The following is a 12331-nucleotide window of genomic DNA, read 5'->3' as shown; positions in this document are numbered from 1 at the left end:
CTGAGGTAGTCTGCGCCCATGGCCCTGTTTGACTGGATGGCGGAGACGACTGGACCGGTCCTGGGCGGACAGGCGGTCCTGCTGCGCCCGCCGCGTCCGTCGGACTATGCGCAATGGGCCGAATTGCGCGGCGGGTCTCGCGACTATCTGCAGCCCTGGGAGCCCGCCTGGGCCGAGGATGATCTGACGCGGGCGGCCTTCCGCCGCCGTCTTGGCGTCTACGCCCGCGAGATGGAGCTGGGAACGGCCTGGCCGCTGTTTGTCTTCGATCCTGAGGAAGAGACCCTGATGGGGGCCATCACCCTGTCCAACATCCGGCGCGGCGTGGCTGAAACCGGAACCCTCGGCTACTGGATCGGTCAGCCGCACGCCGGGCAGGGCGTGGGCACGGCGGCGGCGAGGACCATGCTGGCCTTCGCCTTCGAGGCCTTGAAGCTTCACCGCGTGGAGGCGGCCTGCGTGCCGGGCAACCAGGCCTCGCGCCGCGTCCTTGAGAAGGCGGGCTTTCGCCACGAAGGACTGGCGAAAGCTTATTTGAAAATTAACGGCGCATGGGCAGATCATCTGCTGTTCGGGATTGTTCAGGACGAGTTCGTCCCAGACCCTGCCGCGTCCAGTTCTTACACCCGGGAATCGCTTTGACCACACGATCCAGAGCGCTGGCTTGGGACCCGACCACAGCGATCGAGGCGCTGGCTGCGGCCGACGCCGCGCTGTGGATATGGACGCCGGCCGACGACCAGATACGTTTTACCGGCGCGACCCGTTCGCTGGGGCTCGGACCCCTGGCGCCGGAGTGTTCGGGCGCGGCCTTCGCCGCCCTGGCCATGCCGCAGGATCGCGCCCTGGCCGACCGACTGCTCAAGCCCCAGGCCGAGGGGTCCGAGATCGCGGTACGGCTGCGCATGCGCGGCTGCGAAACCTGCCTGTGGCGCGGCGTCTGGCTGGAGGACGGCCTGCGCGCGGCGGGCGTCGTGGCGCTGGAGACCAAGTTCGCCGGGGCCGACCGGGACACCCTGACCGGTCTGCTGGACCGCCGCACCTTCCTGGTCCGCGTGGCCGAGACCCTGGCCCAGCCCGGTGACTATGAGCTGGTCGTGGCCGACGTGGATCGCCTGCGACGTCTGAACGAGGCGCTGGGGCACGAGCGCGCCGATCTGGTGCTGTCGGCCCTGGGCTCGCGTCTGGCGGCCGCCTTCGCGCAGGACTGTTCGCCCGCCCGCATCGGCGAGGACGAGTTCGCCGTTCTGGCGCCGCGCGGGATCACGGGCGCCAGCGAGCGGATGCGCGACGCGCTGGAACAGCCGCTGCGGGTCGCCGGCTTCGACATTTATCCGACCGTTTCGATCGGCGCCGTGGCCGCCGAGGGCGGACCAGACGCCCCCGACCCCGCCGAGCTGCTGCGCCGCGTCGAACTGGCGGTGGAGCAGGCAAAGACAGCGGGACGCGGCGGGGCTGCGGCCTATGGCCGGGCGCTGGAATCCGACAGCCTGTCGCGACTGGCGCTGGAAGCGGATCTGCGCAACGCCTTCGTGCGCGGCGAGATCGAGCCCTTCTATCAGCCGATCGTCAATCTGAAGACCGGCGCGGTCGCCGGGTTCGAGGCCCTGGTTCGCTGGCGCCATCCGCAACGCGGCCTGGTGCCGCCGGACGAGTTTCTGGCCCTGGCCGATGAAATGGGCCTGATGAACGAGCTGGGCCTGTTGATGATGACCCAGGCCTCGCGCCAGCTGGCCGAGTGGCTGCATCGTCACCCCAGCGCCGGCGCGCTGTTCTGCAGCGTCAACCTGTCGGTCGGCGAGATCGAGCGGGATCATCTGGTCGAGGACGTGGCCCGCATCATTCAGGAAACGGGCCTGCCGCGCGGCGCCCTGAAGCTGGAGGTCACCGAGGGGGACATCATGCGCGACACCGCGCACGCCGCCGAGGTGCTGACGAAGCTGCGCGAGGCGGGGGCCAGCCTGGCGCTGGACGACTTCGGCACCGGCTTCTCCTCGCTGTCCTATCTGGCGCGTCTGCCCTTCGATACGCTGAAGATCGACCGTTATTTCGTGCTGACGATGAACAAGGACGAAGGCTCGGCCAAGATCGTCAAGTCGGTCGTCAACCTGGGCCGCGACCTGTCGCTGGAAGTCGTCGCGGAGGGTGTGGAGAACGCCGAGCTGGCAGGTCTGCTGCTGGACGCCAGCTGCCACTACGGTCAGGGCTTCGGCTATGCGCCCGCCCTGCCGGCCGTGGAAGCCGAGGTCTATCTGAACGAGTCCCTGGCCGACGGCACGGCGCCGATCAAGGCGCGGTCGGCCTAGGCCCGCCCGCTCTGGGCCGACAGACGCGCGGCGTCGACGCCCAGACCCGCCAGGGCGCGGGCCCATTTGGTCGTATAGTCGGCGTCGAAGATCAGGTCCGGATCGGCGTCGGCGGTCAGCCAGACGTTTTCGGAAAGCTCTTCCTCCAACTGGCCCTCGCCCCACCCGGCGTAGCCGAGCAGCAGGATGGACTGGCGCGGGCCGTCGTCCTCGCTCATGGCCGACAGGGCGTCCCGGGTGCCGGTCACGGCCAGGCCGTCGCCGAAGGTCAGGGTGACGTCGTCATTGCTCCAGTCATCGGTGTGCAGGACGAAACCCCGTTCGCGTTCGACCGGCCCGCCGATCAACACCGAATGGTCCGCCATGGCGTCGGCCACGGGGGTGTCCAGCTTCTTGAGCACGTCGGACAGGGTGACGCCGGGAGCAGGCTGGTCCAGCCGCAGGCCCATGGCGTGATCGTCGTCGTGGGCGCAGATCAGGATGACGGCGTGGCGGAAACGGTCGTCGTCTATGCCCGGCATGGCCACCAGAAGACGCCCGGTGAGGGAAGAGAAGGCGGTCATGATCCTATCATCGGGGGGCGATGGCTCCAGCGCAAGACAGGAGGCGTCGAAGCCGCCTTGGCGATCATGGCCGGGCTCTCTATCTGAGGGGGTGAACGTCGCCCGGATGTCCCGGGCCCTTCAGCCCGGAGACCCTGCATGACCATTCAGATCGGCGATCGCATCCCCGAAGCGACCCTGACCACCATGACCGCCGACGGCCCCAAGCCGGTCACCACGGCTGAACTGTTCGGCGGCAAGACGGTGGCCCTGTTCGCCGTTCCCGGCGCCTTCACCCCGACCTGCTCGGCGCGTCACCTGCCGGGCTATGTCGACAGCCGCGCCGACCTGAGCGCCAAGGGCGTCGACACCGTGGCCTGCCTCTCGGTCAACGACGCCTTCGTCATGGGCGCCTGGGCCCAGGCCAATGATCTGAACGGCACGGACGACATCGTCATGCTGGCCGACGGCAACGGCGACTTCACCCGCAGCGTCGGCCTGGCTCTGGACGCCAAGGGCTTCGGCATGGGCGAGCGCTCGCAGCGCTACTCGATGCTGGTCAAGGACGGCGTGGTCGATCAGTTGAACATCGAGCAGGGCGGCGAGTTCAAGGTGTCCTCGGCCGAGCACCTGCTGGCCCAGCTGTAATCTTGCCTGTCATGGAGTGATCCGTGACAGACGTCTTCACCCCGGAAAAGCGCAGCGTGGTCATGCGCCGGGTGAAGGGGCGCGACACCGCGCCCGAACTGAAGGTCCGGCGGATGCTGCGCGCCGCCGGGATCGGATACCGTCTGGGCGGCTGCGGCCTGCCCGGACGGCCCGACGTTGTGATGAAGGGACGCAAGGTCGCGCTTTTCGTCCACGGCTGCTTCTGGCACGGCCACGACTGTCCGCGCGGCGCGCGAAAGCCCAAGGCCAACGCCGACTACTGGAACGCCAAGATTGACAGGAACCGTGCGCGAGACGCCCGCGTGGAAGCGGCGCTGACGGCCGCTGGCTGGCGGGTTTTGGTCGTGTGGGAATGTCGCCTGCGTGAGCCCGGCTTCGCGGAAGCCCTGGCCGCCGAGATCAGGGAGCCTTAGGCCGCCGCGCTCTCGGCGGCGTCAGCGGCCTCGTTCAGCACCTGGGACAGGGCGCCCAGCAGTGCGCCGGGCGTCAGGGGCTTGGACACGAAATAGTTCATCCCGGCGGCGGTGCAGGCGGCGATGTCCTCGGGCGCGGTGTCGGCGGTGACGGCGATCACCGGGACGGCGGCGTTCAGTCCGCCGCTGGCGCGCAGCCGCCGGGTGGTCTCGCGGCCGTCCAGCTCGGGCATCCGCACGTCCATGAAGATCACGTCGAACTCGGCCCGCTTGCAGGCTTCCAGTGCGGCCAGACCGTCTTCCGCCATGGCGATTTCGCAGTCCACGGACTGAAGGATCAACTGGATGGCGCGGCGGTTGATGGCGTGATCGTCAACGACCAGCACGCGGAGCGGCGCGGCCGAGAGGTCATCGTCACTGGATGAAGCGTCGTGGGGCGTCGGCGCTGGAGGGGATACACCGGCTTCCGATTGCGGGACGGCGGGCAGGTCGCTCGTCGCCGATCGGGCCAGGGTGCGGGTGATCGTGGCGCGGGCCTCGGGCGTCAGGCTGGCGGGCGGTGCTTCCACAGCCGCGCCGCGCGGCAGGCTCAGCGACAGGGTGAAGATGGAACCCTGGCCCGGCGTACTGCGCACGGTCAGGCGGCCGCCCATCAGCTCGATCAGGTCGCGACTGATGCTGAGACCCAGGCCCGAACCGCCGAAACGCGCCGCTACGCCGTCGGCGGTCTGGTCGAAGGCGTTGAAGAGGCGGCGAAGCTGGGCCGCGGTCATGCCTGGTCCGGTGTCCTCGATGTCGATCAGCAGGACATGGGCGCCGTGTTCGTCGGGCCAGGATTGCAGACGCAGGGTGATCGCCCCCTCGTCGGTGAACTTCATGGCGTTGGAGATCAGGTTGTTCAGAACCTGACGCAGCCGCATGGCGTCTCCGCGAACCATACGCGGCAGGAACCGTGCGCCCTCCATCCGCAGGCGCAGGCCCTTGGCGCGGCTGGGGGCCTGCCACAGGCGAGCGGTCTGGGACACCAACAGGCGGAGGTCGAAGTCGCGACTGTCGACGCTCATGCGTCCGGCGTCGAGGCGAGCGTGGTCCAGCAGGTCGTCCAGCAGGGCCTTCATCATCAGGCCGGCGTCGGTGATCAGGGCGACCTGCTGCCGCGCGGAGCCCGTCTTGCCGTCGCGCTCCAGTTCGTCGGCGCCGGTCAGAATGGCGCTGATCGGGGTGCGCAGGTCGTGGGCGACCGCCGCCAGAAAGGCGCCGCGGCTGGCCATGGCGGCTTCGGCTTCGGAGCGCTTGCGGTCGGCTTCAATGCGAGCGGCGGTCTCGGCGCGGTTGGCGCGGAACAGGTGACGACGCGTGTTCAGGCAGAAGGCGGTGTAGGTCAGGATGGCCACCGCCACGGCTGTGACGATGTGGGGCGGCGCGCCCAGTTGCGCCATGAACAGCGGGGTCAGGGCGAAGATCGCCAGCTGGGGCAGGACGGTGCAGGCGAAGATCCGCATGGATCCGCCCGACATGATGACCGAGTTGATCATCCCGGCCGAGAGCAGGACCGAGGCCGCCACTCCGCCCATGGCGCCGCCCAGAATCCACAGGGGCACGGCGATGAGGCCGAAGAAGCCGGCGTTCAGCATCAGCACCAGATCGCCGTAGAAGCCACGCCAGCCGACCGGCTCGGCGACCTTGCCCGCCACCACGGGGCGGAACACCTCGACCTCCAGGCATTGGATCAGCACGTAGAGCACCAGCCAGATGGCGCTGAAGCGCCAGCCGAGCATGGGGCTGAACACCAGAGCGGTCGCTGCGCCCATGACGATGCGTTGCAGCATCGCCTTGCGGCGTTGGCGAATGGCGGGCGCCCAGATGGTCAGGGCGTCGGCGGCGGCTTGCGTCATGCGACTTTCCGAGCAGGCGAATTCGCCTATCGGGCCGATGATGCAGCGGCTTGCCCTAATGCTCCGTCAACGGCCCGAACCAACCGCGTCAGAAATGTGACTGAAGCCTTCGGCGCGAAGCCGCGCGGCCAAGTCGCGCTTGATCGCGCCGACCAGCCCCGGACCCTGATAGATGAGCGCCGAATAGACCTGCACCGCCGAAGCGCCGGCTCGAAGGCGCGCCCAGGCGTCAGCGCCGCTGGCGACACCCCCCACCGCGATCAGAGGCAGACGGCCTGCGGCCGCCTCGGCGGCGGCTTCCAGCGCCTTCTGGGCGAAGGGCTTGAGCGGCGCGCCCGACAGGCCGCCGGCCTCGCCCGCGAAGCCGGACTTCAGCGACGCGGGGCGTTCCAGCGTGGTGTTGGACACGATCAGGGCGTCGATGCGGTGCGCCAGCGAGGCCTCCACGATCATGCCGATCTCTTCCCCGATCAGGTCGGGGGCGATCTTCAGGAAGACCGGGGCTCCGTCGGAAGGGCGAGCCTCGTTGATCCGGCCCAGCAGGTCATCCAGCGCCTCGCGGCCCTGCAGCGCCCGCAAACCCGGCGTATTGGGCGAGGAGATGTTGATGGTGAAATAGTCGGCCAGACCCGCCAGACGCTTCAGACCCGCCACATAGTCCGCCGCCTTGTCCTCGGTGTCCTTGTTGGCCCCCAGGTTGGCGCCGATGGCCGTGCGTTTGGGGCGGGCCGTCAATCGCGCGGCGAAGGGCTCAAGCCCCTGGTTGTTGAAGCCCATGCGGTTGATGATCGCCTGGTCTTCCGACAGACGGAACAGGCGCGGCCTGGGGTTGCCTGCCTGCGCGCGCGGGGTGACCGAGCCGCATTCCACGGCGCCGAAGCCGAGGCGCGACAGGCCGTGCAGCGCCTCGCCGTTCTTGTCCAGACCGGCGGCCAGACCGACAGGGTTGGACATCTCCAGCCCGGCGATGCGGGTCTTCAGGATTGGATCATCGGCGCCAGGGGCGGGCAGGGGCGTGACCTGCAGGGCGCGGATGGCCAGACGGTGCGCCGTCTCGGGATCCATCTGGCGCAGAATGGCGGCGCCAAGGTCGGTCAGGCTCATGAAGGCTCGCTCAGGATCATGTCGCCCGCGTCCGTCACCGACAGGGCGCGCACGCCCCGCGTCGCTGCAACCGGCAGGGGGCCATAGATGTGGGGAAAGAGGGCGCCGCCGCGAGACGGCTCCCAGATCAGGCTGTCGCCCAGCGCCTTCAGATCGACCTCGACCAGCATGAGATCGTCCTGACCGGCATAGTGTCTGGCGGCGGTGCCGGCCAACTGGTCCGCCGCGGACAGGTGGATGTAGCCGTCGGCGCGGTCGACGGGCGAACCGTCATAAGCGCCCTCGGCCAGGGTCGCGCGCCAGTCGGCGCGGCTCAGAATCTTGAAGGCCGTGGTCGGCAGGGCGTGGGTCATTTTTCGAGGTCGTGCGGGGTCAGCCAGCCTTCGTAGGTCGGGCGTCCGGCGACGTCGACGGTGAAGATGGCCGCCGCCCCGGTGGGAAAGCCGCCGCTCATCTTGTCCATGACGCCGGGCGAGGCGGCGCTTTCGATCAGGTATTCGACCGCCAGTTGGTGCACGCCCGGATTATGGGCGACCAGCAGCAGGCAACCCGCGTCGTCTTCGGCGGCCTCGACCGCGCGGCGCAGGGTGTCCGACGAGGCGTTGTAGAGCGCGGGCGACAGGCGCACCTCGACGTCGCCCATCGACTCGCTGACGGCGTCCCAGGTCTGATGGGTGCGTCGGGCGCTGGACACCAGGGCCGTGTCCGGTCGCAGGCCGCGTTCGGCCAGAGCCCGTCCCATGGCCAGGGCGTCATGACGGCCGTGTTTGGACAGGGGGCGGTCGACGTCGCCGCCGGGGGCGCTTTTTTCAGCCTGGGCGTGACGCATGATGATCAGTCGCTGCATGGGCTCGCCTTAAGGCCGTTTGCGGTCGCCGACCAGAGCATGGGCGGGCGGCCCATGGTCGCGTGACGCGGGCGAGGGGCTCAGGGCCGGCCGTCCGGCCAGCACGGTCTGCGCCAGACCCTGCGGTCGCACGCGGGCGTAGGACTGACGCGAGGCTTCCAGCATGATCAGGCCCGCCGCCCCCGGCAGCATCCAGCGACCCACCTGTTCTATGCCGTCGGCCATGGGCAGCAAGGGTCGCCAGGGTGGGACATAGAGGGCCTGGGACCAGGCGGCGGGCTCCAGCCCCACCTCGCGCACCAGCCGTTCCAGCTGGCCGCGCGTGAACGGGCGGCCGTGACCAAAGGGGGTGGCTTCCGCGCGCGCCCACATGCCGCCGCGCGCCGCCGTGGCCAGGATGATCCGGCCGGCCGGGGCGAGGGCGCGCACGGCCTCGGTCAGGAGGGCGCGCGGATCGTCCGCCTCCTCAAGGGCGTGGACCAGAAGGATGCGGTCGAAGGCACCGGCCGCGAAGGGCAGGCGTCGCTCGTCGACCAGAAGCGTGCGGTTGCGTCCGCCCGAGGCCCATTGTTCGGCCCCCTGTCCGCCGGGCATGGCGGCGATGACGCGCCGGGCCCCGACAAACCCGTCCAGCCATGGCGTGGCGTAGCCCAGGCCCAGAACGTCGCTGCCCTCGGCCTCGCCCCAGGCGTCGTCCAGACGCCGCGCCAGCATGCGTCGCACCAGCGCGCCGGTGGGCTCGCCGTAGAAGGTGCGAAGATCGTCGATGCTGCGCCGCATTTCTCTCACTCACGCTCCATTCGCTGCGCTCATCGCTCCGTGGGGCGGCGAACGGTCGCCGACGCCCGGTCGGGCTTTGGGCGGCATGGTCAGGCCTGGGTCTCTTGCGGCCACTATAGTCCCTGCACGGCATCGGCTGCTAGGATGCGTCCATGACCCTGTCCGTGCGCCAGTTTCCCTGCCTGTCCGACAACTACGGCTTCCTGATCCGCGATGAGGCGACGGGGCGGGTCGCGGCCGTGGACACGCCGGACGCCGAGGCCATCCTCGCCGAGATCGAAGCGGCGGGCTGGGGGCGGCTGGACCTGATCCTCAACACCCACTGGCACCCTGACCACACGGGCGGCAACGAACGGCTGAAGGCCGAGACCGGCTGCGAGATCGTCGGCCCGGAAGAGGTGCGCCGCGCCGCCCCTCTGGATCGCGTGGTGGTGGACGGCGACGTGGTGCGGCTGGGCGAGACGACGTTCGAGGTGGTGCTGTCGCCCGGCCACACCCTGGGTCATGTGGTCTATCGCGCAGCGGGCGACGGCTTGGCCTTCGTCGGAGACGTCATCTTCGCCCTGGGCTGCGGTCGTCTGTTCGAGGGCTCGCCGGAGCAGATGTGGGACAGCCTGAACCGCATCGCCGCCTGGCCCGAGGCCACCACCCTCTATTGCGCGCACGAATATACGGCGTCCAACGCCCGCTTCGCCCTCAGTCTCGATGACCGGCCCGAGATGCAGGCCCACGCCGAGGCGATCTTCGCCGCCCGAGAACGCGGCCAACCGACCGTGCCGACCACCGTCGCGACGGAGCGGCGTTTCAACCCCTTCCTGCGCGCCGCCGACGCCGCCGACTTCGCCGCCCGCCGCGCGGCCAAGGACGGGTTCAGGGGCTAGCCGTCCTTCGCCTTGCCGTCGATCAGGACGGCCTGCTGCCAAGGGCTGGGCGCCTTGTCGGTGCGGTGGATGCAGCCGACCCAGCAGCAGGGACGCTTCTTGCCCTCCTGCAATTCCTCAACCGTGCGTTCGATGCGGCGCTGGCGGGTCTTGGGCTGCTTGGCGTCCTCGACCCAGCAGATGAACTCGTTGCGACCGAGAGGCGTCAGGGCCTTCCAAAGCTCGAAGACCTCTGTATCGGCCCGCAAGGCCGCCTGCATATCGGCGTCCGCGTCATGGACGACGCCTTGCGGAAAATCACTCGCCATTGAAGTGTCTCCTTCGAGGAATGCGGAGCTTGGTCACGAGACGCCGGATTGTCCACCACCGGCGGGGAGCCTGAGTTCGGCTATGGGTGGAAAGCGGACCTTGATCCCTTCGCCTCTGCCTTGGACCGACTGAGGTCATACGGGTGGGTCTGGAGCTCAATCGCCGAAAACAATCGACCGCCGAAACTCATGCGCCCACTGGCTGATCACGCCGACGGCTGCGCCGAGCGCTGTTAGGCCTATCAGGGCCAGCAGACCCGAGCCGGGCAAGAGGAAAAGGCCGCCACACGCTCCCATGAGCGCGCCCTGACTCGCTGTAAGACCGTACATCGCTCTGGTCGAAACCAGCCCCCCGAGAACGATATTGAACACGAGGATCATGCATAAGCAGAACAGGACGCCAGCGCCGAATAGCGGGTAGATCTTGTCGCCGATGACCATCCCGCCTAGGCCGGCGAACGCTACGGCCAGCACCGCAAGAACAAGCACTGTTGGGGCAATGAAACGGGGGATGGGCTGGCTCATCCGTGTGAGACTAGGCGGGCCCACATGGAAGCTCAACAGTGGACGTTGGGAGTGTCGGCTAGGGATGGGAAGCGGACGTTCGGCTATTTGACCCTTGAGGCTCTACGTTGCCACAGGCCCAAGCTGAACCGTCCTAGGTTCCAAACCCCCGTGACGCCAACGAACAGCCACATCCAACTGGAAGGCACCTTGTCTGCCAGGCCTTGGAACAGGTCGCAGCGAAGCACCGCCCAAGAGGTCGTGACGAAAGCGATAATGCTCGCCCACACCTTAAGTGAATCTCGCAGATCGCTGTTCATCACGAGAACATAGCATCCGCTTGAACGTCCGCAACGGGTCGATTGCGGACGCGCGTCCGCTCTCCCGTCAGTCCTGCGGGATCACCGCGCGGATGACGCGGGCGGAGGAGGGGCGGCCGGCGATGCCGCGCTTGGGGTCGACCACGACGCGCAGGTCGCCGTTGGAATAGCTGACCGAGGCGCGCGAGCCTTCGATGACGGTGATGCTGCGCAGCCGGTCCAGGAAGGGGCGGGCGCTGGGCGAGCGGGCGATGCGGACCACGGCGTCGGTGGTGACGATCAGGGCCTCGATGCACAGGGCCTCGGATTCCTGGCCGTCCAGATTGATGCGGACGAGCCGCCCCAAAGCCTCGCTGACCAGGCTGCTGCGGCGGGTCATCAGGTTGAACATCTGCACCGGGCCGAGGCTGGTCGGCTCCAGGCTGACGGCCGGACCGGTCAGGGAGACGGGCGAACCGCCCGGATTGCGCGTCGTATAGACGGTGATGCCGCCCGAAGGCGTGACGCGCAGAACCTGCTCGCCGGCGTCGTTGCGATAGATGGTGTCGCCGCGCGGCGCCGACGAAGGGCGCAGGGCCCAGGTCTCGGTCGAGCGCTCGAACCGCAGCAGGGTCAGGGACCCCGCGCGGTCCAGCATGAAGGTCTGACCCGCTTCGGACGAGTATCGCCCCGGCGGGGGCAGGGTGCGGGTCACCGACTGGTCGCGGATGGCCCGACTCTGTTCCATCTGGGCGTTGGAGCGCAGCTGAGCCGCGGCCGGGGTGGCGGCCAGACAGGCGGTGAGCAGCATCAGGGCGGCGAGGTCGAGGCGCACGCCCGCGACCGTCCGGGCGCGCGGCGCCGGGACGGCGAAGAGCGGCGGATTCTCCGCCTCAACCTCGACCGTTGCCATCATGGATGCAGTGGTGGAACGCCCGAACGGCGGATTTTAGGCAAAGCCGATTTAGCCAACCAGGTACTGGCCGCCGTTCAGCGACAGGGTGCAGCCTGTGACATATCCGGCACGTTCGCCCGAAAGCCAGGAGACCATGTCAGCGATTTCCTCGCCTTTTCCGAGCCTTCCGACAGGAATCTGGGCGATGATGCTGTCCAGAACCTTCTGGTCCATGGCCCCCACCATCTCGGTGTCGATATAGCCGGGGGCGATGCAGTTGACGGTCACGCCCTTGCGCGCGTTTTCGAGCGCCAGGGCCTTGGTGAAGCCGATCATGCCGGCCTTGGCCGCGGAATAGTTGGTCTGGCCGATCTGGCCCTTCTGGCCGTTGATCGAGGAAATGTTGACGATGCGGCCAAAGCCCCGGTCGCGCATGCCGTTGATCACCTGGCGCGTCATGTTGAAGACGCTGTCCATGTTGACGCGGATCACGTCGGACCACTGGTCGGCGCTCATCTTGTGGAAGAAGCCGTCCCGGGTGATGCCGGCGTTGTTCACCAGGACGTCGATGGGGCCAAGCTCGGCCTCGACCGCCTTCACCGCCCGTTCGCAATCCTCGAACGAGCCGACATTGCCCTTGACCACCATGACGCCGAGTTCGCGCGCGGTCGCCGCCGCGGCCTCGTCATTGCCGGAATAGCCGGCGGCGACGGACAGGCCGTCCTCTCTCAATCGCTGGACGATCGCCTTGCCGATGCCCCGGGTGCCCCCGGTAACCAAAGCCACTCTCGCCATGATGCGTTTCCCTGTCCCTTGATTTGAGGCGCCGTCGCCGACGACGCCCCACCCTCAAGACTACGCTTTAGCGCGGCAAGCGTTGCCAGAGAA

15 protein-coding genes are annotated in these 12331 nt (G+C 68.5%); 5 read left to right on the top strand and 10 right to left on the bottom strand.

Annotated elements, in window-relative coordinates; translation table 11 throughout:
* Positions 1-18: 18 nt before the first annotated feature.
* Positions 19-642 (top strand): GNAT family N-acetyltransferase, encoded by a 624-nt coding sequence (locus tag B4A39_RS06780; protein WP_292034636.1) that lies wholly within the window; start codon positions 19-21, stop codon positions 640-642.
* Complete coding sequence (locus B4A39_RS06775; protein WP_292034634.1) at positions 639-2306, top strand: putative bifunctional diguanylate cyclase/phosphodiesterase; 1668 nt, start codon at positions 639-641, stop codon at positions 2304-2306. The genes B4A39_RS06780 and B4A39_RS06775 overlap by 4 nt, the downstream gene beginning before the upstream one ends.
* On the opposite strand, the gene B4A39_RS06770 is transcribed toward B4A39_RS06775, so the two are convergent.
* Entirely contained in the window at positions 2303-2869 is a 567-nt protein-coding gene (locus B4A39_RS06770; RefSeq protein WP_292034632.1) for a YqgE/AlgH family protein, read from the bottom strand. The two genes, B4A39_RS06775 and B4A39_RS06770, sit on opposite strands and share 4 nt — an antisense overlap.
* Positions 2870-3007: 138 nt before the next feature.
* On the opposite strand from B4A39_RS06770, the gene B4A39_RS06765 reads away from it, so the two are divergent.
* Both B4A39_RS06765 and B4A39_RS06760 read left to right on the top strand, forming a co-directional pair.
* Complete coding sequence (locus B4A39_RS06765; RefSeq protein ID WP_292034630.1) at positions 3008-3496, top strand: peroxiredoxin; 489 nt, start codon at positions 3008-3010, stop codon at positions 3494-3496.
* 23 nt (positions 3497-3519) lie between these two features.
* The gene (locus tag B4A39_RS06760; protein WP_292034628.1) at positions 3520-3930 is read left to right on the top strand and encodes a very short patch repair endonuclease; all 411 of its coding nucleotides are present in this window, start codon (positions 3520-3522) and stop codon (positions 3928-3930) included.
* Here B4A39_RS06760 and B4A39_RS06755 read toward each other — a convergent pair.
* The 5 genes from B4A39_RS06755 to B4A39_RS06735 form a co-directional block, all read right to left on the bottom strand.
* The gene (locus B4A39_RS06755; protein ID WP_292034626.1) at positions 3927-5825 is read right to left on the bottom strand and encodes an ATP-binding protein; all 1899 of its coding nucleotides are present in this window, start codon (positions 5823-5825) and stop codon (positions 3927-3929) included. The two genes, B4A39_RS06760 and B4A39_RS06755, sit on opposite strands and share 4 nt — an antisense overlap.
* Positions 5826-5891: 66 nt before the next feature.
* Positions 5892-6929: a quinone-dependent dihydroorotate dehydrogenase gene (locus tag B4A39_RS06750; RefSeq protein WP_292034624.1), complete on the bottom strand. Its 1038-nt coding sequence runs from the start codon at positions 6927-6929 to the stop codon at positions 5892-5894.
* Positions 6926-7282 (bottom strand): DUF952 domain-containing protein, encoded by a 357-nt coding sequence (locus B4A39_RS06745; RefSeq protein WP_292034622.1) that lies wholly within the window; start codon positions 7280-7282, stop codon positions 6926-6928. The genes B4A39_RS06750 and B4A39_RS06745 overlap by 4 nt, the downstream gene beginning before the upstream one ends.
* The gene (locus B4A39_RS06740) at positions 7279-7776 is read right to left on the bottom strand and encodes a SixA phosphatase family protein (RefSeq protein ID WP_292034620.1); all 498 of its coding nucleotides are present in this window, start codon (positions 7774-7776) and stop codon (positions 7279-7281) included. Before B4A39_RS06740 ends, B4A39_RS06745 begins: the two co-directional genes overlap by 4 nt.
* A gap of 9 nt (positions 7777-7785) precedes the next feature.
* Entirely contained in the window at positions 7786-8556 is a 771-nt protein-coding gene (locus B4A39_RS06735) for a class I SAM-dependent methyltransferase (RefSeq protein ID WP_292034619.1), read from the bottom strand.
* Positions 8557-8708: 152 nt separating this feature from the next.
* On the opposite strand from B4A39_RS06735, the gene gloB reads away from it, so the two are divergent.
* A complete protein-coding gene (gloB, locus tag B4A39_RS06730; protein WP_292034618.1) occupies positions 8709-9437 on the top strand; it encodes a hydroxyacylglutathione hydrolase in 729 nt (242 codons plus the stop codon).
* Here the strand turns inward: gloB and B4A39_RS06725 are convergent.
* The 4 genes from B4A39_RS06725 to phbB all read right to left on the bottom strand — a co-directional run bounded on the left by B4A39_RS06725 (position 9434) and on the right by phbB (position 12238).
* Positions 9434-9745 (bottom strand): YdeI/OmpD-associated family protein, encoded by a 312-nt coding sequence (locus B4A39_RS06725; RefSeq protein ID WP_292034616.1) that lies wholly within the window; start codon positions 9743-9745, stop codon positions 9434-9436. The genes gloB and B4A39_RS06725 overlap by 4 nt on opposite strands.
* A 156-nt stretch (positions 9746-9901) precedes the next feature.
* Positions 9902-10270, bottom strand: coding sequence for a hypothetical protein (locus B4A39_RS06720; protein ID WP_292034614.1), 369 nt, complete (start codon positions 10268-10270; stop codon positions 9902-9904).
* Positions 10271-10636: 366 nt separating this feature from the next.
* Complete coding sequence (locus B4A39_RS06715; RefSeq protein WP_292034612.1) at positions 10637-11464, bottom strand: DUF4908 domain-containing protein; 828 nt, start codon at positions 11462-11464, stop codon at positions 10637-10639.
* Positions 11465-11512: 48 nt separating this feature from the next.
* The gene (phbB, locus tag B4A39_RS06710; RefSeq protein ID WP_292034609.1) at positions 11513-12238 is read right to left on the bottom strand and encodes an acetoacetyl-CoA reductase; all 726 of its coding nucleotides are present in this window, start codon (positions 12236-12238) and stop codon (positions 11513-11515) included.
* Positions 12239-12331 lie beyond the last annotated feature (93 nt).

Source organism: Brevundimonas sp. UBA4553 (assembly GCF_002387245.1).
Lineage (GTDB): Bacteria > Pseudomonadota > Alphaproteobacteria > Caulobacterales > Caulobacteraceae > Brevundimonas.
The sequence above is the reverse complement of the archived record's forward strand: the minus strand, read 5'-3'. Positions and strand labels throughout refer to the sequence as shown.

Coding starts and splice junctions, on each gene's coding strand:
- B4A39_RS06745 (WP_292034622.1), bottom strand. CDS start 7,282: ATGACCCACGCCCTGCCGACCACGGCCTTCAAGATTCTGAGCCGCGCC.
- B4A39_RS06725 (WP_292034616.1), bottom strand. CDS start 9,745: ATGGCGAGTGATTTTCCGCAAGGCGTCGTCCATGACGCGGACGCCGAT.
- B4A39_RS06755 (WP_292034626.1), bottom strand. CDS start 5,825: ATGACGCAAGCCGCCGCCGACGCCCTGACCATCTGGGCGCCCGCCATT.
- B4A39_RS06750 (WP_292034624.1), bottom strand. CDS start 6,929: ATGAGCCTGACCGACCTTGGCGCCGCCATTCTGCGCCAGATGGATCCC.
- gloB (WP_292034618.1), top strand. CDS start 8,709: ATGACCCTGTCCGTGCGCCAGTTTCCCTGCCTGTCCGACAACTACGGC.
- B4A39_RS06735 (WP_292034619.1), bottom strand. CDS start 8,556: ATGCGGCGCAGCATCGACGATCTTCGCACCTTCTACGGCGAGCCCACC.
- B4A39_RS06740 (WP_292034620.1), bottom strand. CDS start 7,776: ATGCAGCGACTGATCATCATGCGTCACGCCCAGGCTGAAAAAAGCGCC.
- B4A39_RS06765 (WP_292034630.1), top strand. CDS start 3,008: ATGACCATTCAGATCGGCGATCGCATCCCCGAAGCGACCCTGACCACC.
- phbB (WP_292034609.1), bottom strand. CDS start 12,238: ATGGCGAGAGTGGCTTTGGTTACCGGGGGCACCCGGGGCATCGGCAAG.
- B4A39_RS06715 (WP_292034612.1), bottom strand. CDS start 11,464: ATGATGGCAACGGTCGAGGTTGAGGCGGAGAATCCGCCGCTCTTCGCC.
- B4A39_RS06780 (WP_292034636.1), top strand. CDS start 19: ATGGCCCTGTTTGACTGGATGGCGGAGACGACTGGACCGGTCCTGGGC.
- B4A39_RS06770 (WP_292034632.1), bottom strand. CDS start 2,869: ATGACCGCCTTCTCTTCCCTCACCGGGCGTCTTCTGGTGGCCATGCCG.
- B4A39_RS06720 (WP_292034614.1), bottom strand. CDS start 10,270: ATGAGCCAGCCCATCCCCCGTTTCATTGCCCCAACAGTGCTTGTTCTT.